17 protein-coding genes are annotated in these 24,480 nt (G+C 58.7%); 9 read left to right on the top strand and 8 right to left on the bottom strand.

All coding sequences use genetic code 11. The features are described 5' to 3' along the window. Window positions 1-2: 2 nt before the first annotated feature. The gene (locus tag ACI514_RS08925) at window positions 3-704 is read right to left on the bottom strand and encodes a response regulator transcription factor (RefSeq protein ID WP_007912171.1); all 702 of its coding nucleotides are present in this window, start codon (window positions 702-704) and stop codon (window positions 3-5) included. A 266-nt stretch (window positions 705-970) separates the two neighbouring features. Here ACI514_RS08925 and ACI514_RS08920 point away from each other — a divergent pair, with 266 nt between their 5' ends. From ACI514_RS08920 to ACI514_RS08910, 3 genes are all read left to right on the top strand, one after another. Beyond that, window positions 971-2,128 (top strand): efflux RND transporter periplasmic adaptor subunit, encoded by a 1,158-nt coding sequence (locus ACI514_RS08920; protein ID WP_160058118.1) that lies wholly within the window; start codon window positions 971-973, stop codon window positions 2,126-2,128. A 15-nt stretch (window positions 2,129-2,143) separates the two neighbouring features. Then, window positions 2,144-5,242, top strand: a complete 3,099-nt coding sequence (locus tag ACI514_RS08915; RefSeq protein WP_405123573.1) for a multidrug efflux RND transporter permease subunit — start codon at window positions 2,144-2,146, stop codon at window positions 5,240-5,242. Between the two features lie 182 nt (window positions 5,243-5,424). Next, window positions 5,425-6,066 (top strand): DUF1345 domain-containing protein, encoded by a 642-nt coding sequence (locus ACI514_RS08910; RefSeq protein ID WP_405123572.1) that lies wholly within the window; start codon window positions 5,425-5,427, stop codon window positions 6,064-6,066. Between the two features lie 63 nt (window positions 6,067-6,129). Here the strand turns inward: ACI514_RS08910 and ACI514_RS08905 are convergent, their stop codons facing one another. From ACI514_RS08905 to ACI514_RS08895, 3 genes are all read right to left on the bottom strand, one after another. After that, window positions 6,130-8,670 carry an autotransporter outer membrane beta-barrel domain-containing protein gene (locus ACI514_RS08905; RefSeq protein ID WP_238785120.1) on the bottom strand — a complete coding sequence of 847 codons (2,541 nt, stop codon included), beginning with the start codon at window positions 8,668-8,670 and terminating at the stop codon, window positions 6,130-6,132. Window positions 8,671-8,852: 182 nt separating this feature from the next. Further along, complete coding sequence (locus ACI514_RS08900; protein WP_160060104.1) at window positions 8,853-10,823, bottom strand: Ig-like domain repeat protein; 1,971 nt, start codon at window positions 10,821-10,823, stop codon at window positions 8,853-8,855. A 41-nt stretch (window positions 10,824-10,864) separates the two neighbouring features. Then, complete coding sequence (locus ACI514_RS08895) at window positions 10,865-11,701, bottom strand: hypothetical protein (protein WP_405123571.1); 837 nt, start codon at window positions 11,699-11,701, stop codon at window positions 10,865-10,867. A gap of 231 nt (window positions 11,702-11,932) precedes the next feature. On the opposite strand from ACI514_RS08895, the gene ACI514_RS08890 reads away from it, so the two are divergent. The 5 genes from ACI514_RS08890 to ACI514_RS08870 all read left to right on the top strand — a co-directional run bounded on the left by ACI514_RS08890 (window position 11,933) and on the right by ACI514_RS08870 (window position 17,254). Next, window positions 11,933-12,961, top strand: a complete 1,029-nt coding sequence (locus ACI514_RS08890; RefSeq protein WP_160058124.1) for a LacI family DNA-binding transcriptional regulator — start codon at window positions 11,933-11,935, stop codon at window positions 12,959-12,961. Window positions 12,962-13,112: 151 nt separating this feature from the next. Further along, window positions 13,113-13,895, top strand: coding sequence for a sugar phosphate isomerase/epimerase (locus ACI514_RS08885; RefSeq protein WP_160058126.1), 783 nt, complete (start codon window positions 13,113-13,115; stop codon window positions 13,893-13,895). After that, window positions 13,888-14,907 carry a sugar kinase gene (locus ACI514_RS08880; RefSeq protein WP_405123570.1) on the top strand — a complete coding sequence of 340 codons (1,020 nt, stop codon included), beginning with the start codon at window positions 13,888-13,890 and terminating at the stop codon, window positions 14,905-14,907. The genes ACI514_RS08885 and ACI514_RS08880 overlap by 8 nt, the downstream gene beginning before the upstream one ends. A gap of 57 nt (window positions 14,908-14,964) precedes the next feature. After that, window positions 14,965-16,263, top strand: coding sequence for an MFS transporter (locus tag ACI514_RS08875; protein ID WP_405123569.1), 1,299 nt, complete (start codon window positions 14,965-14,967; stop codon window positions 16,261-16,263). A 13-nt stretch (window positions 16,264-16,276) separates the two neighbouring features. Further along, on the top strand, window positions 16,277-17,254 hold the full coding sequence (locus ACI514_RS08870; RefSeq protein WP_160058131.1) for a D-glycerate dehydrogenase: 978 nt from the start codon (window positions 16,277-16,279) through the stop codon (window positions 17,252-17,254). Between the two features lie 117 nt (window positions 17,255-17,371). On the opposite strand, the gene ACI514_RS08865 is transcribed toward ACI514_RS08870, so the two are convergent. From ACI514_RS08865 to ACI514_RS08850, 4 genes are all read right to left on the bottom strand, one after another. Then, on the bottom strand, window positions 17,372-18,559 hold the full coding sequence (locus ACI514_RS08865) for a pyridoxal phosphate-dependent aminotransferase (RefSeq protein WP_405123568.1): 1,188 nt from the start codon (window positions 18,557-18,559) through the stop codon (window positions 17,372-17,374). A 41-nt stretch (window positions 18,560-18,600) separates the two neighbouring features. Beyond that, the gene (locus tag ACI514_RS08860; protein ID WP_405123567.1) at window positions 18,601-20,226 is read right to left on the bottom strand and encodes a methyl-accepting chemotaxis protein; all 1,626 of its coding nucleotides are present in this window, start codon (window positions 20,224-20,226) and stop codon (window positions 18,601-18,603) included. A 201-nt stretch (window positions 20,227-20,427) separates the two neighbouring features. Further along, complete coding sequence (locus ACI514_RS08855; RefSeq protein ID WP_405123566.1) at window positions 20,428-21,570, bottom strand: glycerate kinase; 1,143 nt, start codon at window positions 21,568-21,570, stop codon at window positions 20,428-20,430. Window positions 21,571-21,787: 217 nt separating this feature from the next. Continuing rightward, window positions 21,788-22,906 (bottom strand): sugar diacid recognition domain-containing protein, encoded by a 1,119-nt coding sequence (locus ACI514_RS08850; protein WP_160058139.1) that lies wholly within the window; start codon window positions 22,904-22,906, stop codon window positions 21,788-21,790. A 171-nt stretch (window positions 22,907-23,077) separates the two neighbouring features. On the opposite strand from ACI514_RS08850, the gene ACI514_RS08845 reads away from it, so the two are divergent. Beyond that, window positions 23,078-24,388 carry an MFS transporter gene (locus ACI514_RS08845; RefSeq protein ID WP_160058141.1) on the top strand — a complete coding sequence of 437 codons (1,311 nt, stop codon included), beginning with the start codon at window positions 23,078-23,080 and terminating at the stop codon, window positions 24,386-24,388. The last annotated feature ends 92 nt before the right edge of the window (window positions 24,389-24,480 follow it).

Below are 24,480 nucleotides of genomic sequence, written 5' to 3'. Positions count from 1 at the left end.
GCTCAGCATTCCCACTCGGAACGGCTGAACAGATAGCCCTTGCCCCACACGGTCTTGATCTTGCGCGCCTCGCCGGCGTGGTCGTCGAACTTGCGGCGCAGCTTGGAAATCGCCACGTCCACCGAGCGGTCGGTGCCGTTGAATTCGATACCGCGCAGGCGCTGCAGAATCTGGTCGCGGCTCAACACTTCGCCGGCGTGTCGGGCCAGCACCACCAGCAGGTTGTATTCGCCGCTGGACAGTTCGACCGGTTGATCACGCCAGGTCACGGTGCGTTCAGACAGATCGATACACAGATTGCCCATGAGGATGCGGTCATTGGCGGTCAGCGGTTCGCCGAGGCTGCTGCGGCGCAACAGCGTGCGTACCCGCGCCAGCAACACCCGTGGCTCGCACGGTTTGGTGACGTAATCGTCGGCGCCCATTTCCAGGCCCAGCACTTGATCGTGGCTGTCATCGCGGGCGGTGAGCATCAGGATTGGCAGTGTCGCCGAATCGGCGCGCAATAAACGGCAGACTTGCAGGCCATCAAGGCCCGGCAGCATCAGGTCGAGGATCACCAGATCGGGCGGATTGACCCGCGCTCGTTCACGCACGTGGTCGCCACGGCCGATCACGCTGACGGAATAACCGTTGCGCTCCAGGTAGCTGGAGATCAGTTCGGCGAGGGCGGTGTCGTCTTCGACCAGGAGGATGTTGGGCATGGGGTGATCCAGAAAGTGCTGTGGCGACTGATAAGGCTCATTCGCGAGCAGGCTCGCTCCCACACTTGGAATGCGATTCCTTGTGGGAGCGAGCCTGCTCGCGAAAGCTATTTATCTGTCGCAATAAATTTCAAGACCTGAAGGATATACGCCCTCGCCCGTCCCTGAGCAAAACCCTTACACAATTTCACACAGCGCCTACAAAGCTTCACCGCTAATCTCGGCGTCTGCCCGTAGGATGCGGGCATCAATATTGGGGGTTGTACATGTCGAACAAACTGCTGGCCGGGCTCGGCCTGATCGCGATGGCGCTGACACTGAGCGCCTGTGATTCATCCTCGAAGGCAGAGGATCAGGCGCCACCGGCCACGGTGCGTATCGAGACGATCGAAGCGCATCCCCTGACGATCAGCAGCGAACTCAGCGGCCGCATCGCCGCGCCACGCATCGCCGAAGTACGGGCACGGGTGGCCGGTGTGGTGTTGCAGCGCACCTTCCGCGAAGGCAGCGACGTGAAAAAGGGCGACGTGCTGTTCCGCATCGACCCGGCGCCGTTCAAGGCTGACCTCGACAGCGCCGAAGCCGCGCTGCGCAAGGCCGAAGCCAATGCGTTCCAGGCGAAACTGCAAGAGCAGCGTTACGCCCAGTTGATCGACGACCAAGCCATCAGCGGCCAGGACTACGACAACGCCCGTGCGAACGCCCGGCAGACTGCCGCTGACGTTGCGGCCAACAAGGCTGCCGTCGAACGCGCCAAGCTCAACCTTGGTTACGCCACCGTCACCGCGCCGATTTCCGGCCGTATCGGTCGTGCACTGGTGACCGAAGGCGCACTGGTCGGCCAGAACGAAACCACGCCGCTGGCACTGATCCAGCAGCTCAATCCGATTCACGCCGACCTCACCCAGTCGACCCGTGAACTCAACGAACTGCGCCGCGCGTTTCGCTCCGGGCAGTTGCAGGAAGTCGGCCAGAATCAGGTCAAAGCCACGCTGATTCAGGATGACGGCAGCCTGTATCCGTTGCCGGGCAAGCTGCTGTTCAGCGACATCACCGTCGACCCGGGCACCGGCCAGATCATCCTGCGCAGCGAATTCCCCAATCCGGACCTCGATTTGTTGCCGGGCAGTTTCATCCGCGTGCGTCTGGAGCAGGCAACCATCCAGAACGGCATCACCGTGCCGCAACGGGCCGTGCAGCGTGACAGCGCCGGTATTGCCCAGGTGCTGACCGTTGATGAGCAAATGCGCGTCGCCGAGCAACCGGTGCAACTCGGCGCGGTGCAGAACAATCGCTGGATCGTTACCGGCGGCCTCAAGCCCGGCGACCGTATCGTCATCGAAGGCCTGCAACACGCCCGTCCCGGCGAAAAAGTGCAGATCGACGACACCCCTCTTCCACTTGCCCAGACCTCTGGTCAGTAAGCAGGACGCTTTTCTATGCCGCAGTTCTTTATCGACCGTCCGGTGTTTGCCTGGGTCGTCGCGCTGTTCATCCTGTTGGCCGGTGCGCTGGCCATCCCGCAGTTGCCGGTGGCGCAATACCCCGATGTCGCCCCGCCGCAGATCGAAATCTACGCCGTGTATCCCGGCGCTTCGGCGCAGACCGTCGATGAAAGCGTGGTCAGCCTGATCGAGGAAGAGCTCAACGGCGCCGATCACCTGCTGTATTTCGAATCGCAAAGCAGCCTTGGCAGCGCGACGATCAAAGCCACGTTCCAGCCGGGCACCAACCCGGAGCTGGCGCAGGTCGACGTGCAGAACCGCCTCAAGGTGGTCGAGTCGCGCCTGCCGCAAGCGGTCAATCAGCAAGGTTTGCAGGTCGAAAAAGTCTCGTCCGGTTTTCTCCTGCTGATCACCCTGACGTCCAGTGACGGCAAGCTCGATGACGTGGCGCTCAGCGATTATCTGGCGCGTAACGTGATGAACGAGATAAAGCGTCTGGATGGCGTCGGCAAGGCACAGTTGTATGGCGCTGAGCGGGCCATGCGCATCTGGATCGATCCACAGAAACTGATCGCGTTCAACCTGACTCCGGCTGACGTCAATGAAGCCATTGTGGCGCAGAACGCCCAGGTGTCTGCCGGCAGCATCGGCGATCTGCCGAATCCGTCCAGTCAGGAAATCACCGCGACCATTCTGGTGAAGGGGCAGTTGTCGACGCCGCAAGAATTCGCCGACATTGTGCTCAAGGCCAATCGCGACGGTTCGACCGTGCGCATCCGTGACGTCGCGCGGGTCGAAATCGGCAGTCAGGAATACCAGTTCGGCACGCGCCTCAACGGCAAGCCGTCGACCGCTGTCGGCGTGCAACTGTCGCCGGGGGCCAACGCGCTGAACACCGCGACGCTGGTGCGGGCGAAGATGGATGAGCTGGCGCGCTACTTCCCGGCCGGCGTGGAATACAAGATCCCGTACGACACTTCGCCGTTCGTCAAAGTCTCGATCACCAAAGTGGTTTACACCTTGGGCGAAGCGATGCTGCTGGTGTTCGCGGTGATGTTCCTGTTCCTGCAGAACGTGCGTTACACGCTGATCCCCACGCTGGTGGTGCCGGTGGCGTTGATGGGTACGTTCGCGACCATGCTCGCGCTGGGTTTCTCGATCAACGTGCTGACCATGTTCGGCATGGTGCTGGCCATCGGTATTCTGGTGGACGACGCCATCGTGGTAGTGGAGAACGTCGAACGGATCATGGCCACCGAAGGCCTGTCGCCCAAGGAAGCCACGCGCAAGGCGATGACGCAGATCACCGGCGCGATCATCGGCATCACACTGGTACTGGTGGCGGTGTTCATTCCGATGGCGTTCATGCAAGGTTCGGTCGGGGTGATTTACCAGCAGTTCTCGCTGTCGATGGCCACGTCCATTCTGTTTTCGGCGTTCCTCGCCCTGACCCTGACACCAGCACTGTGCGCGACGCTGCTCAAGCCGATTGCCAAAGGTGAGCATCATGAAAAGTCCGGGTTCTTCGGCTGGTTCAACCGCCGCTTCGAGCGCCTGACCGCTCGTTATCAGGGCTGGGTCGGCTATGCGCTGAAACGCAGTGGCCGTTATCTGCTGATTTACGTCGTGTTGCTGGTCGGGCTGGGCCTGTGCTTCGCGCGCCTGCCCTCCTCGTTCCTCCCGGTGGAAGATCAGGGTTACACCATCACTGACATTCAGCTGCCGCCCGGCGCCACCAAGAATCGTACGGTGGCTGTGGCGGAACAGCTCGAAGCGCATAACGCCGGCGAGCCGGGGATCAGCGACAGTGTGGTGATTCTCGGTTTCAGCTTCTCCGGCAGCGGCCAGAACGCAGCGCTGGCGTTTTCAACGCTAAAGGACTGGTCGCAGCGCGGCAGTGATGACTCCGCCAGCTCGATTGCCGATCGCGCCAACATTGCGCTGAGCGAGATCAAGGACGCCATGGCATTCTCGGTACTGCCACCGCCCGTGGATGGCCTCGGCACGTCGAGCGGTTTCGAGTTCCGCTTGCAGGATCGCGGCGGCCTCGGCCATGCGATTTTGATGCAGGCGCGTACTGAGTTGCTGGCTGCCGCCGAAAAAAGCCCGGTGCTGATGAATGTGCGCGAAAGCGCGCTGGCCGAAGCGCCGCAAGTGCAATTGGTGGTCGACCGCAAGCAGGCGAATGCCTTGGGCGTCTCGTTTGCCGACATCGGCAATGTGCTGTCCACTGCCGTCGGTTCCAGCTACATCAACGATTTCCCCAATCAGGGGCGCATGCAGCGTGTTGTCGTGCAAGCCGAAGGCGATCAACGCAGCCAGGTCGCCGATCTGCTGAAAATGCATGTGCGTAACAACGCGGGGCATATGGTGCCGCTGTCGGCGTTCGTGCAGGCCAACTGGATTCAGGGCCCGGCGCAATTGACCCGTTACAACGGCTATCCGGCGATCGCGATTTCCGGCGAACCGTCACCGGGGCACAGTACCGGTGAGGCCATGGCGGAAATCGAACGTCTTGTGGCGCAGGGGCCGAAAGGCCTGGGTCAGGAATGGACCGGGCTGTCGTTGCAGGAACGCTTGTCCGGCAACCAGGCGCCGATCCTGCTTGGGCTGTCGTTGCTGGTGGTGTTCCTGTGTCTGGCGGCGCTGTACGAGAGCTGGTCGATTCCGACCTCGGTGTTGCTGGTAGTGCCGCTGGGCGTGCTCGGCGCGGTGCTGGCCGTGACGTTGCGCGGCATGCCCAACGATGTGTTCTTCAAAGTCGGGCTGATCACCATCATCGGTCTGTCGGCGAAGAATGCGATACTGATCATCGAGTTCGCCAAGAGCCTGTATGACGAAGGTCACGACCTGATCGATGCAACGTTGCAGGCTGCACGTTTGCGCCTGCGGCCGATCGTGATGACGTCGCTGGCATTCATTCTCGGCGTTGTGCCATTGGCCATCGCCACTGGCGCCAGCTCGGCAAGCCAGCAAGCGATCGGCACTGGGGTGATTGGCGGGATGATTACCGCGACACTGGCGGTGATCTTCGTACCTGTCTTCTTCGTCGTGGTTATGAAGCTCGTACAACGATTCAGTAAACCCCACTGATACCAATTGTGGGAGCGAGCCTGCTCGCGAATGCGTCCGGTCAGTCAACATCAATTTTGAATGTACCGACGCTTTCGCGAGCAGGCTCGCTCCCACAGGGATTCTGTACACATCCTGCGTGGTGGTCACAGCTGTCATCGCTGGGCTAAGGTGTCTGAACCACCTTGGCCCATCGAGTCCCCATGCGCTTCCTCGCCCGCACCCACCCTCGCCTGTCCGCCGCTGCCCTGTTCGGCCTCGCTACTGGCCTGTTAGCGCCCGCTGATTCCATCGTCAGCAAAATCCTCATCGGCTGGAACGCCGGTGTCTGGACCTACCTGATCCTGATGTTCTGGCTGACCGTGCGCGCCAAGGCCCCGGACGTCAAACGCATCGCTGAAGTCGAAGACGAAAATGCCGGGCTGGTGCTGTTTGTGGTGTGCATTGCCGCGCTGGCCAGTTTGGCAACCATCACCTTCGAACTGGCGGGCAGCAAAGATCTGGAAAGCACGCGTAAGCTCATGCATTACGGGTTCACCGCGCTGACGGTGATCGGTTCGTGGCTGCTGACCGGGGTGATTTTCTGCGTGCACTATGCGAGGTTGTATTACACATGGGACGGCAAGGAACCGGCGTTGCGCTTTGCCGAAGGGCTGACCACGCCCAACTACTGGGACTTCTTGTACTTCTCGTTCACCATCGGTGTGGCAGTGCAGACTGCCGATGTCGGGGTGGCAACGCGAGATATCCGTAAAATCGTGCTGGCGCAGTCGTTGATCGGGTTTGTTTTCAACACAGCGATACTCGGATTTTCAATCAATATCGCCGCAGGACTGTTTGGCTGAACAAGCTCCGAACAAAAAAATGCCCTGACACTGTCAGGGCATTTTCAATTCACTGGTAACCGATCAGAAGAAGTAGCTGACTCGCAGGCTACCGCTCCAGTCCTGGCTCACGGTTGTCCCTTTGCTGCCACCGACCTGGCCGGAAACCTGCCATGTACGCTGAGCCGGTGTCCACTTGAGACCTGCGCCATACTCCACAGAGCTGCTGGCACGATCATCATCGAAGCTGTCGTCGTTGACTTTGACCTCGTTGGATTTGACGAACTCGTGATTGAACGCGGTCGACAGGCTTGGTTCCAGCAGACTGCCATTATCCAGCGTGATGACGCGCCCGCCGCGAACACCCACTTTGCCCTGAACAGACCGCATGGTATCGGCTTTGACTTGCAGGCCGTTGTCGAGCCTGTATTCATCGCTTTGCGCAACGCCCGTCGATACCTGCACCTGCGGCTCGACAAAATAATCATCCTTGAGACGCATATGTTTACCGATTGCTGCAGAACCACTTAATCCCAGAGACTTGTAGTCACCCTTCGTGCGGGTGCCGTCGCTCATGGTCACTTTGGCTTTGTTATCGAACTGATTGACTTTGGCCATGAGATTGACGAACACACCGCTGTCGACATCGAAGGTGCTGCCGTAAATACCCGCGTTCACACTGTCGACAATGGCGCTGGAACCGTATTTCAGATCGATGTCTGTTCGACTCGTGCCGACGAATCCACCGAGTACCCATGCACGCCCGGCAATATCGACGACCGTGTCGGCACCACCAGTAATACCGGTCTGATTCTGGGTGTAACCGTCGCCATACGCGTTGTCGACGTTGTACTGGTTACCGTAAGTGCGAACCCAAACGCTTTTGCTCAGTTTCACCGAGCTGTCATCCATGGCGCGCATCGAGGCCTCAGGGCGGATACTGAGACTGCGGTCACCCAACTGATCGCTGAGCATGGTGGCCTCGGCATTCAGGACACTGCGAGCACTGCCCGCCAAGGCCAGCGCGGTGTTACTCGAAGTACTCACGGTTTCCTTGTCCGGATTCAGGTACAGACCCTGACCTTCTTTGGCCAACCGATACACGAACGTACCCGCGTCAACCGTCTCACGTCCTCCCAGCGAAAAACTCGCATCGCCCGCAGCGATATTGCCGACCTTCACAGCTTCGGCCGTGACAGGCGTCGTGCCGGTAGCAGCGATTTGCAGTTGATGTTGCCCAGTGGCGTTGCCGGTGACATTCAGGAAATCGGTTTGCCCGGTAACCAGGTCAGTGCCCATTTCGACGGTGCCGTTACCGGACAGATTCACCACGTTCAATTGCAGGTATTGATCATGGGTGCCCATCCGCACCACACCATTGCTCAATTCCAGTTGCTGCACGGTGCTGTCAGCCGACATCGTCCATTGCGCGCCGCTATTAATGGCGACGCGTGCAGAATCAAAAATCCCACCTTGCAGAACAGCCTGATTGCTTAACTGGATGACGGCCCCTGCCCCAGGCAAAGCGTGCACATCACCGGTAAGGGTGCTGCCATCTACGCTGACATTCGCGACGTTTTGCAGATTGCCGTTCAGCGAAGAACCGTTTGCCAGTTGCACCGAAGCAGGGTTGCCAGTGTCTGCAAGTACATCGCCTGTCATTGACCCTGCGTTGAGATTGACCTGCGCGACGTTTTGCAAGTTACCGTTCAGCGTCGCGCCATTCTTCAAGGTAACGGCTGCCGAACTACCGGACTCGACGACGACATTACCCACAAGGTCGCTACGATCCGCCGAAAAGTTGGCCGCGGCACCGTCATTGACCTCAAGGCTCGTGCCGTTGGCCCCAATCAATCGGCTGCCATTGAGCAAATCGATATTTGCTGTAATCCCGCTCCGGTCCTGGAAGCCAACAACAATCGCGGAACCGGACTTGCCTTCAACGGTAGTGCTGTCCAGTGTCACCGTGGAGGTTCTGGCCCCGTTGATTTCCCGGCCTATCTGCAGACCGTTCAGCCCACCGGTAATCCGACTGTCCACTGCCTTGAGATCGGCATTGGAGATTCGGGCCCCGTAACTCGTTGCACTGGTGCCAGTGATCGATGAACTGGAAAGATTGATCTCGCTGAAGCCTGTCGCGAGAGCGCCGCCGTTTAGCGCGGAAACGGAGCTTGCATTCGTCAGAAAGACTTTCGAACCTATCTGCCCCGATACATTTCTGATCAGGTTCAGCCCGATATCGTCGCTGGTCACTTGAGTGTTCGAAAGGTTGGCAACGCTATCGCTTATCGAGATGGCACGGCCACCTCCAAGAAGGCTTATAGCTGCATTTGTGATATTGAACGTGGAGTTACGCTGGCCCTCGAGCCGCTCAATGTTTGCACCCGTAGCGTTGAACGTTGCCGTGTCGGCGACTACCGCCAGTGTATCTGCACCATTGGAAATGAGTGTGGAGCCTGGCTGTAACGTCCAGCTTTCAGAAGGCAAGGAGTTGTCAATTGTGTGAGTGCTACCACCTGGAACCACGGCACCGTAGACCGGAGCGCCGAAGAGCATCATTGAGGACAGTGCAGGCAAAGCACATCCTTTGACGAATCCATAGGAAAGATATGAGGTATTGGGCATAAATACGGCTCTTACATTGAGTTAAGGGCATTCTCGAGCTGCGGAAGACTACAGGGCCACTTACTCCCTTTATGTAGGATAAGTCTCTATTTGATGATGAAAATTGCTTCGTCACTGCAGGAACAACCACAACCTGACTCGCTAAACAAATAGAAAGCCAGGTTGGGTTATCAGGTCATCGGTTATGCCGGTTCATCACAGAACTTGCTGCTGGTGTTACGTACGTTGACTCTGTATTGACGTTTCGGTGAGTCATAAGTCGTTCCTGCAATCACCGTTGAGTACCATACCTGTATGTAGTTGTAGTCGGCAGGAGTGCCTGGCGGAGTAATCGGCCCTTGCAGGGTTTTCAGATACGTGAGAGTCACATCAAAAACGGTATCTGCCGTTGCGACCGCAGCCGGTTTGGTTTCCGTATGTGGCACACCAATCGGCGTGCTCAGACCTACATCTTCATAGCCGTGAACATGAACAGTTATATCCTGACCCGCAGGCAATGCTGCTTGCCCTTTCTCTACCGCCACTCGCCAGAGATGCGCACCTGCTACTACATCAAGCGCAGGGCAACTGACAACGGGATCTGTCGCATTAAACTCCCGAGCTATGTGCGGACGGAGATTAATCTCCGTTGCTTCAAACCTGACCGTAGTCGGAGTCTTCTGTTCTACGGTAGCGTCAACATCCGGATATTTGATATCACAGTAAGCCGGCCTTGTGCCGATACCATGAAATGCGACTCGGGCAAAAGGCACAGTAATGGAGGTAGAGAGATCTCCAACATCAATAAACTCATCCCCCATAAACTCATTATTGTAATAAAAACTCACGACTGCCTGGCGCTCCAGTGGCTCGCCCAGGTCCAACTCCCATAATTTGAAGGTAAATGTGACAAGCCCATTGAAATCCGCAGGCGTAATATGGTTCAGCTGAACAGTGACACCCGTCACTTCGACCGGTGGCAAGTTTCCATTGACAAGATCCGGAGCTGGAATTAACCCGATCGGCGGATAATCACCATTCAGGTATACCGTAGTCACCTGATTTGAATCTTCCGTGGGGGCACTTCCATCCTTATAGGTATACGTCAGCTTCGCAGGCAGTTCGCCCTTGGTCACACCGTAAACGGCATCGAACACATCATAGGTCAAGTCGAATTCCAGACCACCCGTAGCACCTAACTTCTTGCTGCCCAGGCTTTCGCCTTCCAACTTGACTTCGATGTCCGCGTTCGCCACTGCGTTGGTGGGCCGTCGCAAGATTACCCGGATATTCCGCACCACCGGATTGAAGTGCTTAAGTGTCAACGTAGTACTTAAATCAGTACCCGCGTCCGGCACTTCAAGAGGAAAGAACACCAAAGGCGGTGGCAAACTTACAGACAGCAAACGCCTCGCGGCCGAAAAAACACTAGGATATCCTGCCAGGTCAACAATGTTATTGGCATCCCAAAGTGCTGTAGTGCCAAACGCTCTTAGTTTGTCGGCCGGAATAATCAGTTCATCATTGGCATCCAGCTTACCCGAAATGATTGGGGTGTCTGAGGTAGTAATGGATCTCGGCCCCATATATATATTTTTAACATCATCCGCATGCTTGAAAGCATACGTATCGAGAAACTTGCAACGCAAACCACCCGGATTTGCATTGAACCACGCCGAATCCAGTACGTTACTGGCGGGAGCATTCGTAAAACTCACAGCGGGCACTGTACCCCTGCTATTAGGGGTTTTGGTCGCGTACGGCCCTCGAGTCCGTACTTGAATATCGGTCGGCGCACTCGAATGGTCATCGTTACCATCCGCGTCAAAAATCTTGAATTGAAACTTATAAGGAGTGGGATCCTCCGGAGTGGTGCGTTCAGCAATATTTGCGATAAGCACTCTGAACGTTAAAGGTTGATTGATACCGTCCAGTGATTTGGTTTCACCTGCAACCACCGAACCATCGGGCAGGATCACTTCTATTTGCGCTGTGCCACCGCCGCCTGCGTTCGTCAGACCATCAAGGTCAACTTCGATGTAACCTCTGTCGGCATCTTCCTTTTTAATTCGCGTATTCACCGTAAGATTCTTAACAACTGGCGGTAGAGAGAGAACACCACCTCCGAATTCCACACGTTCAGCATCACCCGTAACTTTTTCTTCGATAGTCATTTCATACACTCCATTATGAGACAAGAAACCGCTACTACTTATCACCCCGTCGTCCTGGGACGACTTTGACGCGCCCGGAATGAGCAGATCAATCTTGACCAAGGCTGGCGATGACTCTCCGACCAGCCGTCCGTTATTAAAAAAACGATATACAACCAAAGCCGAGCCCAGCCCCCCAGCGGCTGTATATACCGGGCGAACGGGATCGGTGTTTCGAATCCAGTTTTAATATCATTGTCATTAAGAGTTTTTTCAAAGCGACCAAATGCAGCTGCCACTTCGGCACCACTAGCATTCAGACTATTATATACCCGCCATTCTAATTCACCCGCATCAACAGGACGGCTCACTGTCTGAGCGGGAACGAAAACAACACCACCATTATTTATTTGAGTTTTGGAAAGGTTCCAATACCCATTTAGCGTGGCATCTAGAAACTCCGCCTCGGCAAGTTTCTGAACCGGTACCTGGGTATGATCAATCGTCAGCTGTCTACGCGGTGCGCGATCCGGATTTCCATCAAAGTCAGTCAATTCATAGTAAATCTCGGCCACTCCATCCTTGCTCAGCAGTGCAGGGCTCAAGACAACTTCTATTTCTTCAATAGCAACGGGAACATAATAAGCGTCATGAATTTTCGTGGTAATACGATCCTGTTCAAAAAAAACAACTAAATGATCAGGCCTGGCTGGATCGATGGAATACTCTTTCCATCTTGGTATTCGAGCAATGGTGCCGTTGGTCAGTTTTTCAAGAGGGATATAGCCTGCTGGGTCAGCAGGATCCACACCATCGACTTCAATAATCACCGCCAGCACATTTTTATCCGCAGAGACGGTTGATTTTGCAGGCAATAAATTTGATTTGATGCTGCTCATGGCAAGTGCCCGCGTTGTTTTATGAACAGGCTTCAAAGATTTGAATTGTTACCCTTTGAGAAAATTAGACGCCTAATACAACTCCTTGCCTACTGTCAGATCTGACAGGCTAGGCGACCGCTGGTCGGAAAAGTCAGTATTTTTCCGCGGTACCTAGCGCCTTACTACTTGACACGACTAAACAAATCACTATCGTCTGAAACCGGTTTCACACAATAAGAAGACGATGCCTTGAACACTTTTTCCATTGCCCAGCGCGCCCGTATCACCATGCTGGACGTCGCCAATCATGCCGGGGTCTCCAAGGCCAGTGTCTCGCGCTTTATCGGCGATGATCGCGCCCTGCTCTCCGACGCCATTGCCCTGCGCATCGAACAGGCCATCAGCGAACTTGGCTACCGCCCCAACCAAATGGCTCGCGGCCTGAAGCGCGGGCGCACACGCCTGATCGGCATGCTGGTGGCCGATATCCGTAACCCTTATTCGATTGCCGTGATGCACGGGGTGGAAACCGCCTGCCGTGCGCACGGCTACAGCCTGGTGGTGTGCAACACCGACCGCGATGACGAGCAGGAACGCCAGCACCTGGCGCTGCTGCGTTCGTACAACATCGAAGGGCTGATCGTGAACACCCTGGGCCATCACCGTGACGAATTGCACGAGTTGCGCCGCGAGATGCCGATGGTGCTGGTGGATCGCAAGGTCGACGGGCTCGACAGCGACATGGTCGGGCTCAACAACCCACTGGCTGTAGAGATGGCGCTCACGCATCTGGAGCAGCGTGGTTATCGGGATCTGGTACTGGTGACTGAACCCTATGACGGCACCAGTTCAAGGATCGAGCGGGTCAGCAGTTTTCAGGCGCAGATCGCGCAGTGCTCGGGATTGACCGGTGCGGTGCTGGAAACCGGCGATGATCTGAGCGCGCAACTTCAAACCTTTTTAAACACACCCGCTGCCGGGCCGAAGGCGTTGCTTTGCGCCAATGGTGTGGCAGCGCTGACGGCGACAACTGCGTTGCGCCAGATTGGCTGCCGGCTGTTTGAGGATGTCGGGCTGATTGCCCTGGATGATCTGGATTGGTATCCGTTGGTGGGCAGCGGGATTACAGCGCTGGCTCAGCCGACGCAGGAGATTGGTGCGCGGGCGTTTGAGTGTTTGCTCAAGCGCTTGCGTGGGGATGGCGAGGCGGCGCGGGTGGTGGATTTTGCGCCGATGCTGGTTGAGCGTGGGTCGACCATTGGGATTTCAGGTGTTTGAGCTGACGCCTTCGCGAGCAGGCTCGCTCCCGCAGGTTGATCGCATTCCATTGTGGGAGCAAGCCTGCTCGCGAAGGCGTCCGAAAGGACAACACAGAAACACCTGATATTTTTTTGAACAAAAATGAAACCGGTTTCAGAGGTCGATAACAATGAATAAACCCGACGTTTCCATCAGCCTGTCCAGCTACGGCGCCGAGCTTGTGCGTCAGCGCGGGCAGGATTCTTTTATCGATGTGCTGGCTGCGGCCGGGGCCAATCGCATCGAGTGGCGCGAAGAGTTGCTGACCCGCGAAGAACCGGCGCAACTGGCGCACGCCACCCAGGCGCTGGGCCTGCAAAGCATCTATTCGTCGCCGACCGAGCTGTGGCTCGCCGGTCAGGCACAACCCAATCCAGAACTGATCACCGCCCTGCAACAGGCCGAAGCCTTTGGGTCGAAATGGCTGAAAGTGTCGCTGGGCTATTTCACCGACACCAATGACCTGCAAGCCCTGGCCGAACGTTTGAAACACAGTCCGGTGCAGTTGCTGGTGGAAAACGACCAGACCTTGCACGGCGGCCGCATCGAGCCGTTTCAGCGCTTCTTCGCCGCTGTTGAACAGCACAATCTGCCGATCAAAATGACTTTCGACATCGGCAACTGGCAGTGGCAGGACCAGTCCGCCACCAGCGCTGCGCGCCTGCTTGGCCGCCATGTCGGTTATGTGCACTGCAAAGCCGTGGCCCGTCGCGCCGACGGCAAACTGGTGGCGGTGCCGCCGGCCGTCAGTGATCTGCATCTGTGGGAACAACTGTTGCGGCACATGGCCCAAGGCGTTATGCGCGCGGCCGAGTATCCGTTGCAGGGCGATGATCTGGTGCAACTGACCACCGAGCACGTCGCCGCCCTCGCCCGCCTCGGCCAATCCCGTCTGGAGCCTGCTCATGTCTGAGATCGATATTCTTTCGTTCGGCGAAACCATGGCGATGCTGGTCGCTGAGCAGACCGGTGATCTGGCGGCGGTCGAGCACTTCCACAAGCGCATTGCCGGGGCCGATAGCAACGTGGCGATCGGGCTATCGCGCCTGGGTTTCAACGTCGCCTGGCTGAGTCGGGTTGGCAATGATTCGCTTGGGCGCTTTGTGGTCGAGACCTTGATCAAGGAAAGCCTGGATTGCAGCCACGTCGATGTCGATAAACAGCACCCGACCGGTTTCCAGTTCAAATCGCGCAACGACGATGGCAGCGACCCGCAGGTCGAGTATTTCCGGCGCGGTTCGGCGGCCAGTCATCTGTCGCCGCAGTCGATCAACGCCAGCCTGCTAAGCGCCCGCCATTTGCACGCCACTGGGATTCCTCCGGCGTTGTCGGCCTCGGCGCGGGAGATGTCTTTCGAACTGATGACGCGTATGCGCAATGCCGGGCGCAGCGTGTCGTTCGACCCCAATCTGCGCCCGAGCCTGTGGGCCAGCGAGGGCGAAATGATCACCGAAATCAACCGCCTCGCCGCCCTTGCCCATTGGGTGCTGCCGGGGCTGAGTGAAGGTCGTTTGCTGACTGGTTTTGACGATCCGGCAGACATTGCCGCGTTTTATCTCGATCAGGGCGCTGAGGCGGTGGCGATCAAACTCGGGCCGGAGGGTGCTTATTACCGAACGCATCTGGCGTCGGGATTTGTTGCTGGTGTGCCGGTGGCCAATGTCGTCGATACGGTCGGTGCCGGTGACGGCTTTGCAGTGGGGATGATCAGTGCCCTGCTCGAACATCAGAGTATTGCCGAGGCGGTGCAGCGGGCGAACTGGATTGGCAGTCGCGCGGTGCAGAGTCGCGGGGATATGGAAGGGTTGCCGACCCGCCTGGAGTTATCGGTTGAATTTGAGGCCGCCTTCGCGAGCAGGCTCGCTCCCACATTTGGAATGCATTCCCCTGTGGGAGCGAGCCTGCTCGCGAAGAGGCCCGCCTAGTCACTGCAAATAATTGAACCTGCTGCGACAAAAACAACAAGCTCAGGAGCAAGACCCATGAAAACCGCAACCCTTGCCACCCGCCGCTGGTGGTACATCATGCCCATCGTGTTCATCACCTACAGCCTGGCGTATCTCGATCGCGCCAACTACGGCTTCGCCGCCGCGTCGGGCATGGCCGAAGACCTGATGATCACCCCGGGCCTGTCTTCGCTGCTCGGCGCGCTGTTCTTTCTCGGTTACTTTTTCTTCCAGGTGCCGGGTGCGATCTACGCGCAAAAGCACAGCGTGAAGAAACTGATTTTCGTCAGCCTGATTCTCTGGGGCGGTCTCGCGACGTTGACCGGCGTGGTTTCCAACGCCTATTGGCTGATCGTCATCCGCTTCATGCTCGGCGTGGTTGAAGCGGCGGTAATGCCGGCGATGCTGGTCTATCTGTGCCACTGGTTCACCCGTGCCGAACGCTCGCGGGCCAACACGTTTCTGATCCTCGGCAACCCGGTGACCATGCTGTGGATGTCGGTGGTTTCGGGGTATCTGGTGCAGCATTTCAGCTGGCGCTGGATGTTCATCATCGAAGGCCTGCCGGCGGTGCTCTGGGCATTTATCTGGTGGCGCCTGGCCGATGATCGTCCGTCCGAGGCCAAGTGGCTCAACGACCAGGAAAAGCAGGACCTGGAAAGTGCACTGGCCGCCGAACAGGTCGGTATCAAAGCGGTGAAGAACTACGCCGAGGCCTTCCGTTCGCCGAAGGTGATCATTCTCGCGCTGCAGTTTTTCTGCTGGAGCATCGGCGTTTACGGCTTTGTGCTGTGGCTGCCATCGATCCTCAAGGCTGGCGCGCAAATGGACATGATCGAGGCCGGCTGGCTGTCGGCGCTGCCGTATCTGGCGGCGGTGATCGGCATGCTTGTGGTGTCGTGGGGTTCGGACAAGTTGCAGAAGCGCAAACGCTTTGTCTGGCCGCCGCTGCTGATCGCATCCATTGCGTTCTACGGTTCTTACGCGTTGGGCGCGGAACATTTCTGGTGGTCGTACACGCTGCTGGTGATTGCCGGCGCCTGCATGTACGCGCCTTACGGACCGTTCTTTGCCATCGTTCCGGAGATTCTTCCGGCCAACGTTGCCGGCGGTGCGATGGCGCTGATCAACAGCATGGGCGCGCTCGGTTCGTTCGGCGGTTCGTATCTGGTCGGTTATCTGAACAGCTCCACCGGCTCGCCCGGCGCTTCCTACCTGCTGATGAGCGGCGCGTTGCTGCTGTCGGTGGTGCTGACGATTTTTCTCAAGCCCGGCGCCAGTGATCGCGTCGTTGCCAAAGTCGTCGCCACGCCTGCCGTGCCGGCGCATTCCTGAAGAGACTTCTGCCATGAAAAAACAGGTCGTGTTGTACAAGAAACTTTCGCCCGCGCTGATGGCGCGCCTGCAAGAGCAGTGCGAAGTGACGCTGATCAATAGCCTCGACGCCGACGGTCTGATGCAACTGCGCGACGCCCTGCCCCGTGCCCACGGCTTGCTCGGCGCCAGCCTGAAACTCGATGCGGCGTTGCTTGATCTGGCACCGCAACTCGAAGCTATCGCTAGCGTTTCGGTAGGTGTCGACAACTACGACATCGCTTACCTGAGCCAACGCAAGATCCTGCTCAGCAACACCCCGGACGTACTCACCGAAACCACCGCCGACACTGGTTTCGCCTTGATCCTCGCCGCTGCCCGGCGCGTGGTTGAACTGGCGAACATGGTGCGCAGCGGCCAATGGAATCGCAACATCGGCCCGGCGCATTTCGGCACTGATGTGCATGGCAAGACGCTGGGAATTATTGGCATGGGTCGCATCGGCGAAGCATTGGCGCAGCGTGGGCATTTTGGTTTTGGCATGCCGGTGATCTATCACAGTCAGTCGCGTAAACCGGCAGTCGAAGCGCGATTCGATGCGCAATATCGTAGCCTTGAAGATCTGCTCCAGCAGGCTGATTTCATTTGCCTGACCTTGCCATTGACGGCGCAGACCGAAGGTTTGATCGGCGCTGAGCAGTTTGCGCTAATGCGCCCGGAAAGCATCTTCATCAATATCTCGCGGGGCAAAGTGGTGGATGAGGCGGCGATGATCGAGGCGCTGCGTCATCAGCGGATTCGTGCGGCGGGGCTAGATGTGTTTGAGCGCGAGCCGTTGCAGCATGATTCGCCGTTGTTGCAGCTTAGTAATGTGGTGGCGACGCCGCACATGGGTTCGGCGACGCATGAGACGCGCGAGGCGATGGCGCGGTGTGCGGTGGAGAATCTGTTGGCTGCGTTGAAGGGAGAGAGGCCGGAGAATCTGGTGAATCCATCGGCTTGGCAGGGCTGAATTAATCGGTGGCTGTAATGCCGCCTTCGCGAGCAGGCTCGCTCCCACAGGGGAATGCATATCCAATGTGGGAGCGAGCCTGCTCGCGAAGAGGCCGGGACAGGCAACCCAAAACAATCAGGCACTGCGCGCCTGTAACAACTGCGCCGCACAAAGCGCAATCCGCGCACAGGCATCCGCCAGTTTCACCCGATCCAACACCAAACCAATGCGGATATGCCCCGCCGCACTCGGCCCGAACGCTTCACCGGCGAGGACCGAAACCCCATAGCCTTCCAGCAATTGCTCGGCAAACGCCTGGGCTCCCAGCCCGGTCTGGCGAACATCGACCATCACGAACATGCCGCCATCCGGACGAATCGGGTACAGCCCCGGACAACCGCTTAGACGTTCGCACACCAGATCCCGGCGCAGGCGATACTCCTCGCGCATCTGCGTCACTTCCGGCAGGTCTGAGTGCAACGCAATCTCTGCAGCCTTCTGCACAAAATCCGGCAACCCGAACAACATGCTCAGCGACAAATTGACCAAGTGCTCGGCCAGCGATGTCGGCCCGATCATCCAGCCGATGCGCCAGCCGGTCATGGCGTGGGATTTCGACAGGCTGTTGATTGTCGCCGTGCGCTCAGCCATGCCCGGCAGACTCGCCGGACTGACGTGCTGCCCCTCGTACAGCAAATCGCTGTAGACCTCGTCGCTGATCAGCCACAAGTCATGCCGCACACACAGCGCCGCCAGCTCCTGCCAGATCAGCAGTGACAGACTCGCGCCGCTGGGGTTGTTCGGACTGTTTAACAGCATCGCGCGGGTTTTCGGCGTGATGCGCGCAGCGACATCAACCGGGTCGACACGAAAGCCGTTTTCCGGGCGCACCGGCACCGGCACTACCGTCGCGCCGCAAGCGCCAAACACGCCTTCGTAGGTGACATACATCGGTTCTGCAACAATTACTTCATCACCCGGATCCAGCAAGCATTGCGCCACCGAATACACCGCACATTGCGCGCCGGGCATGACGATCACGTGGTCGGCATCCACCGCTTGCCCGCTGCGCTGACGATGGCGTTCGGCAATCAGCGTGCGCAGCGCCGAACGGCCACGCACATCGGAATAATGGGTATCGCCGGCCAACAAGCTGTCGATTGCGCCGTGGACAATTGGCAGAGGCGTGTCGAAATCCGGATCGCCGATGCTCAGCAGCAGGATATCGACACCCTCGGCGCGCAACTCCAGCGCTCGGTCGTGAATCTGCCAGGCGGCGGCTCCCTCACCGGCAATTCGTTGGGTCAAGGCTGAATAGCGCATGTACGTCTCCTGATTGCGCGGTCTCCAGCCTTCACCGTATCTCAAATCACGAAACGCGCCACCATCGCATTCAAATCCACCGCCAGGCGCGACAATTCGTGGGTCGCGGCGCTGGTCTGATTGGCCCCGGCAGCCGATTGCGTAGCCAGATCGCGGATGTTGACCAGGTTGCGGTCGACCTCGCGCGAGACTTGCGCCTGCTCTTCCGAGGCGCTGGCGATGACCAGGTTGCGCTCGTTGATCTGGTGAATCGACTGGGTGATCTGCTCCAGCGCCACGCCGGCCGCGCGAGCCATTTCCAGGGTTGACTGGGTGCGCTGGTTGCTTTGCTGCATCGACGAGACCGCTTCGCCGGTGCCGTTCTGAATGCCGGCGACCATTTTTTCGATTTCCTGAGTCGACTGCGCGGTGCGATGGGCCAGTGCGCGCACTTCGTCCGCCACCACCGCGAAACCCCGTCCGGCCTCACCGGCGCGTGCGGCTTCAATGGCCGCGTTGAGTGCCAGCAAGTTGGTCTGTTCGGCAATGGCGCGGATCACGTCGAGCACTTTGCCGATGTCGCGGCCCTGCGCGGCGAGGCCTTCGATCATGTGCGCGGTGTTCTGCACGTCGTGGGTCATGGTCTGGATCGCGTCGACGGTTTTCACCACTTGATCGCGGCCTTCGCGGGCGGCGTGGGTCGACTGGTTCGAGGCTTCGGAGGTCGACACGGCGTTGCGCGCGACTTCTTCGACGGCGGCGGTCATCTCGTTGACGGCGGTGGCGGCCTGCTCGATTTCGTTGTTCTGCTGCTGCAGGCCACGGGACGCTTCTTCAGTCACCGCGCTGAGTTCTTCGGCAGCGGCGCCCAGTTGCGTGGCAGAACCGGCGATCTGCTCGATGGTTTTACGCAGGTTGGTTTGCATGGTGGCCAGCGCCTGCAACAACTGCGTCGCTTCATCCTTGCCGTCGATTTCGATGACTTTGGTGAGGTTGCCGTCAGCGATGGTTTGCGCGGCCTGCACGGCGCGGTTCAGCGGTGTGACGATGCTGCGGGTCAGCAACCAGGCCAGCAGCACAGTGGCAATAGCCGCGAACACGGCGACGATAATGATCCCCGTGATCGCGCTGTCATAGTATTGACCCGCCTGAACTGATGCTGCTTTGGCGTCGGAAGCATTCATGGCGATCAGTTTGTTGAGCTGCTCGCCCATCTGGTCGGTGCCGTCCTTGATCCGCGTGTTGATCAGGGCACGCATCTCGTCGACCTTGTCCTGGCGCGACAGCTCCATCATCTGGTTCTGCGCTTGCAGGTAATTGTCCAGCGTGGTCGCGAAGCTCTGGTACAACGCCCGTTCTTCCGGGCCGGCCGGCAGTGCCGCGTAACTGGCCTGCGCGGCGCGAACCTTGTCGACCAGGACGCCGATACGAGTCTGCGCTTCCTGCAACCCGGCCGCTTCGCGGTTGACCAGTACGCGGAACGACAGAATGCGCAAACGCAGGACGTTTTCTGTCACTACGGCAAGTTGCGTCACACTGGGAAGTTGCGTCGAATCCATCTCGACGGACGCCTGACGGATGATCGACATGCGGTTGACGGCGAACACGCCGAGCACGATCACCAGCAAGGCGATAAAGGCAAAACCGAGGAAGGCACGGGGCGCGATATTGAGGTTACGCAGGGACATAGTTGAGCTCTCGAAAGATAGAAACTACGAGCGTCCATGCGTCATCACTGGCCCGAGGGGGGCGGGCTCAGTCCGGCGTCACTGTTTTAGGAAGTTATGTGCGCGCCTGATAGCTGTATCGGCCAGGCTTTAGGAAGATTGCGGGTCAGGGGTAACTATTTTTCAGGGTGTTACAAGATTGAAACACCCTGTGGACCTGTTTCACACGTTGTGTTTCGCCATCTGCCAGACGCGGGCAATATCGGTAGCGCGTTCGCGCAACAAACGCGGAGCCTCGGCGCAGGCCTGCTCCAGCGTCATCGGGCCACTGGTCACGGCGAAGGCCGCATCGATGCCGTGATCGTAAAGTTCTTGGTAACCCTCGCCCAAGGTGCCGGCGATGACGATCACCGGCACGGCGTGCTGTTTGGCAATCCGTGCGACACCGAACGGTGTCTTGCCGCGCAAGGTCTGGGCATCGAAGCGCCCTTCCCCGGTAATCACCAGGTCGGCGCCTTTAACGGCTTCGGCGAGGCCGACCAGTTCGGCAACCACTTCAACCCCGGCTTGAAATTGCGCTCCAAGGAATGCCTTGGCCGCGAACCCCAAACCTCCCGCCGCGCCGCTGCCCGGTTCGTCGCGGACGTCTTTGCCCAACGCTTGCGCGCACAGTTCGGCGAAGTGGCCCAACGCCTGATCGAGTTGCTGCACCTGCGTCGGCGAGGCGCCTTTCTGCGGGCCGAAAATCGCCGAGGCACCGTGCGGGCCGCACAGCGGGTTGTTGACGTCTGCGGCGATATCGAAGCGCACCTGTGCCAGACGCGGGTCGAGTTCGCTCAGGTCCAGTTTTGCCAGTTGCGCCAACGCCAGGCCGCCAGGTACCAGCGATTGACTCTGCGCATCAAGCAACTTCACGCCCAGCGCCTGCATCGCCCCTGCGCCGCCATCGTTGGTCGCACTGCCGCCAATCGCCAGAATTACCCGCTGCGCGCCGGCATCCAGTGCTGCGCGAATCAGTTCGCCGGTGCCGAAAGTGCTGCTGATGCAGGCATCGCGTTGCCCCAGCGGCACCAGTTGCAAGCCGCTGGCCTCGGCCATTTCAATGATTGCGGTGTGGTTGTGCGGCAACCAGCCCCATGCAGCGTCGACAGCTGTGCACAGCGGGCCGCGCACGCGGGTGCGGCGCAGTTCGCCTTCGCAGGCGGCGAGGATCGATTCGACCGTGCCTTCGCCGCCATCGGCCATCGGGCATTTGACCAGTGTGGCCTGCGGCCAGACCTGGGCCAGGCCAAGGGCAATGGCTTCAGCGACGCCTTGGGCACTCAGGCTGTCCTTGAACGAGTCGGGGGCGATGACGATCTTCATGCGAATTCTCCGGTTGCAATGCCCCTCATGCTGCCAGTCGGCCCGCGCCTTGACGCCTGTCCGCTGCACAAGTGGCGGGGGCGTTTATTGTTCATTTTCACAAAAGGCTCTGCGGTGAATGTACCGCCGCCATCGCGAGCAGGCTCACTCCTACAGGGGAATGCATTCCAAATGTAGGAGTGAGCCTGCTCGCGATGGCGTCTTTGAAGGCGCCCAATCAGTTCGGATCAGTCTGCGGCAGCAACTGCACCCCAAGATACAGCGCCAACATCCCATCCAGCCTGAGCGGATCAACCCCGCTCAACTCGGCAATCCGCTCCATCCGATAACGCAGGCTGTTGCGATGAATCCCCAATGCATCGGCACACGCCTGACTCTGGCCATCGTGCTCACACCAACTGCGCAGCGTCGCCAGCAACTGCCCGTTGGCGTCCTTGGCGATCACTTTGCGCAAGGGTTTGAGCAGTTCGTCCAGCGCATCATCGTTACGATGCCGCCACAGCATTACCGGCAATCGATAGCGGTTCAGCGTCAGCAACCGCGAGTGCGGCAACACTTCCCGGCCATAGGCGAGCAAGTCGCCGACCCGTCGATAACAACGGCGCAATCCGGTGAGCCCATCAGCCTGTCCGCCCACGGCAATGCGCAGCACCTTCCAGCCCAGACCATCGAGTTTTTCCAGCAAGCGGTCATGCTCGACGTGCTGAGTCGCCGGGCGACACCACAGCAGCGATGACTTCGCCGAACTCACACACCAGCTATCGGGATAACGCGACATCAGCCAGGCACTCAGCGCCTCGACGGTTTGCCCCGGCCCATGTTCAAGGCCCAGCTCAAAAAGATACGGCACCCGCGTCAATTGCGGTTTGAGTCCAAGCTGTTGCGCTTCATCGACCAGACGCGGCGAGTCCCCCGCCTCGCTCAACAACAACGCCAGCAAGTCATCACAGCGCTGGCGCCGCCATTGCTGTTCGGCCTGTTGGTTGCGCTGGCCGACGAGCATCTCGGCGGTCATGCGCACCAGTTCTGCGTACGTACGCAGTTGCTCTGGTTCGCCGGTAATCCCGAGCACGCCGATCAAGCGTTGGTCGAGCAACAGCGGCAGATTGATACCCGGTTGCACGCCTTTGAGATGCACAGCGGTCTGCGCATCGATCTCCACCACGCGACCATTGGCCAGCACCAGTTGCGCGCCTTCGTGACGGGTATTGATGCGCTCCGGTTCGCCGCTGCCGAGGATCAGCCCCTGGCTGTCCATGACGTTGACGTTGTAGGGCAAAATGGCCATGGCCCGGTCGACGATGTCCTGGGCGAGGTCGTGATCGAGTTCAAACATGATGGGCAAGATCCTTGAAAAACGCGGCAGTCGGTTGTTCACCCGCACAGGGTCTGGCGGCAAACCCTGTGCTCAGGCACAAAGACAATCCGGCCAAAGGTGACCGAGACTCTCGGGGCGATCAACGTTACCCTTTGCATCGCAAAAAATCATAATAAAGAGAGAGCCGCTATGTCGCAGAGCGCCGCAGCTACCCAGACCATCGATGACGATAAAAACGCCGTCTACAAACGCATCACCCTGCGTTTGATCCCCTTCATTTTCATCTGCTACCTGTTCAACTACCTCGACCGGGTCAACGTTGGATTTGCCAAACTGCAGATGCTCGACGCACTGAAATTCAGCGAAACCGTGTACGGCCTCGGTGCCGGTATCTTCTTCATCGGCTACGTGCTCTGCGGCGTGCCGAGCAACCTGGCCCTGACCAGATTCGGCCCACGGCGCTGGATTGCCGTGATGATGATCACTTGGGGCACGCTGTCGACCTGCCTGCTGTTCGTCACCACCCCGACCGAGTTCTACACGCTGCGCCTGTTCACCGGTGCGGCCGAAGCCGGGTTCTTCCCGGGCGTCGTGTTGTACCTCTCGCAATGGTTCCCGACCTTCCGCCGTGGCCGGATCATGGCGCTGTTCATGTCGGCGATCCCGGTTTCCGGTCTGCTCGGCAGCCCGTTCTCTGGCTGGATTCTCAATCACTTCGCCGCAGGGCAAGGTGGTTTGGCCGGCTGGCAGTGGATGTTTCTGCTGCAAGGCATTCCTACCGTCATCCTCGGCGCCCTCGCCTATTTCCTCCTGAGCGACAGCTTCGCCAACGCCAAATGGCTGAGCCCGCATGAGCGTGCGGTGCTTGAGGCGGATCAAGCTGAAGACTTGGCGAACAAACCAAAAACCACCTCCGACTCGCTGTTGGCGGTGTTCAAGAACCCGGCGATCTGGGCGTTCGGCCTGATTTACTTCTGCATCCAGAGCGGCGTGTACGCGATCAACTTCTGGTTGCCGTCGATCATCAAGAACCTCGGTTTCAGCGATAACCTGGTGATCGGTTGGCTGAGTGCGATTCCGTATCTGCTGGCGGCGGTGTTCATGCTGGTGGTCGGGCGGTCGGCGGATTTGCGCAAGGAACGCCGCTGGCATTTGGTGGTGCCGATGCTGATGGGCGCGATCGGTCTGGTGATCGCGGTGAATTTCGCGGCCAATCCGGCGATTGCGATTCTCGGCCTGACCATTGCCACCATGGGCGCACTGACCGGCCTGCCGATGTTCTGGCCGGTGCCGACGGCGATGTTGAGCGCCGGTGCCGCGGCCGGTGGTCTGGCGTTGATCAACTCGATGGGGCAGATGGCTGGGTTCCTTAGCCCGTACCTGGTGGGTTGGGTCAAGGACAGTACGGGGTCGACCGATGCTGCGTTGTATCTGCTGGCGGCGGTGATTGTCGGCGGGAGTCTGCTGGCGTTGCGCATGACGCGGACGTTGCGGGCTTAAGGTTTTGATGAAAGAAAGAACGGCCCTTTTCAGGGTCGTTTTTCGTTGGGTATCTGGCTTGGTTTTTGTGGTGGTCTGTAGATCTTTTCCCC

Origin of the sequence: Pseudomonas sp. M20 (assembly GCF_045037865.1) — a bacterium.
GTDB lineage: Bacteria > Pseudomonadota > Gammaproteobacteria > Pseudomonadales > Pseudomonadaceae > Aquipseudomonas.
The sequence above is the reverse complement of the archived record's forward strand: the minus strand, read 5'-3'. Positions and strand labels throughout refer to the sequence as shown.

Excerpts from the sequence above, each read along its gene's own strand:
- ACI514_RS08925 (WP_007912171.1), bottom strand. The coding sequence starts at position 704 with ATGCCCAACATCCTCCTGGTCGAAGACGACACCGCCCTCGCCGAACTG.
- ACI514_RS08920 (WP_160058118.1), top strand. The coding sequence starts at position 971 with ATGTCGAACAAACTGCTGGCCGGGCTCGGCCTGATCGCGATGGCGCTG.
- ACI514_RS08915 (WP_405123573.1), top strand. The coding sequence starts at position 2,144 with ATGCCGCAGTTCTTTATCGACCGTCCGGTGTTTGCCTGGGTCGTCGCG.
- ACI514_RS08910 (WP_405123572.1), top strand. The coding sequence starts at position 5,425 with ATGCGCTTCCTCGCCCGCACCCACCCTCGCCTGTCCGCCGCTGCCCTG.
- ACI514_RS08905 (WP_238785120.1), bottom strand. The coding sequence starts at position 8,670 with ATGCCCAATACCTCATATCTTTCCTATGGATTCGTCAAAGGATGTGCT.
- ACI514_RS08900 (WP_160060104.1), bottom strand. The coding sequence starts at position 10,823 with ATGACTATCGAAGAAAAAGTTACGGGTGATGCTGAACGTGTGGAATTC.
- ACI514_RS08895 (WP_405123571.1), bottom strand. The coding sequence starts at position 11,701 with ATGAGCAGCATCAAATCAAATTTATTGCCTGCAAAATCAACCGTCTCT.
- ACI514_RS08885 (WP_160058126.1), top strand. The coding sequence starts at position 13,113 with ATGAATAAACCCGACGTTTCCATCAGCCTGTCCAGCTACGGCGCCGAG.
- ACI514_RS08880 (WP_405123570.1), top strand. The coding sequence starts at position 13,888 with ATGTCTGAGATCGATATTCTTTCGTTCGGCGAAACCATGGCGATGCTG.
- ACI514_RS08875 (WP_405123569.1), top strand. The coding sequence starts at position 14,965 with ATGAAAACCGCAACCCTTGCCACCCGCCGCTGGTGGTACATCATGCCC.
- ACI514_RS08870 (WP_160058131.1), top strand. The coding sequence starts at position 16,277 with ATGAAAAAACAGGTCGTGTTGTACAAGAAACTTTCGCCCGCGCTGATG.
- ACI514_RS08865 (WP_405123568.1), bottom strand. The coding sequence starts at position 18,559 with ATGCGCTATTCAGCCTTGACCCAACGAATTGCCGGTGAGGGAGCCGCC.
- ACI514_RS08860 (WP_405123567.1), bottom strand. The coding sequence starts at position 20,226 with ATGTCCCTGCGTAACCTCAATATCGCGCCCCGTGCCTTCCTCGGTTTT.
- ACI514_RS08855 (WP_405123566.1), bottom strand. The coding sequence starts at position 21,570 with ATGAAGATCGTCATCGCCCCCGACTCGTTCAAGGACAGCCTGAGTGCC.
- ACI514_RS08850 (WP_160058139.1), bottom strand. The coding sequence starts at position 22,906 with ATGTTTGAACTCGATCACGACCTCGCCCAGGACATCGTCGACCGGGCC.
- ACI514_RS08845 (WP_160058141.1), top strand. The coding sequence starts at position 23,078 with ATGTCGCAGAGCGCCGCAGCTACCCAGACCATCGATGACGATAAAAAC.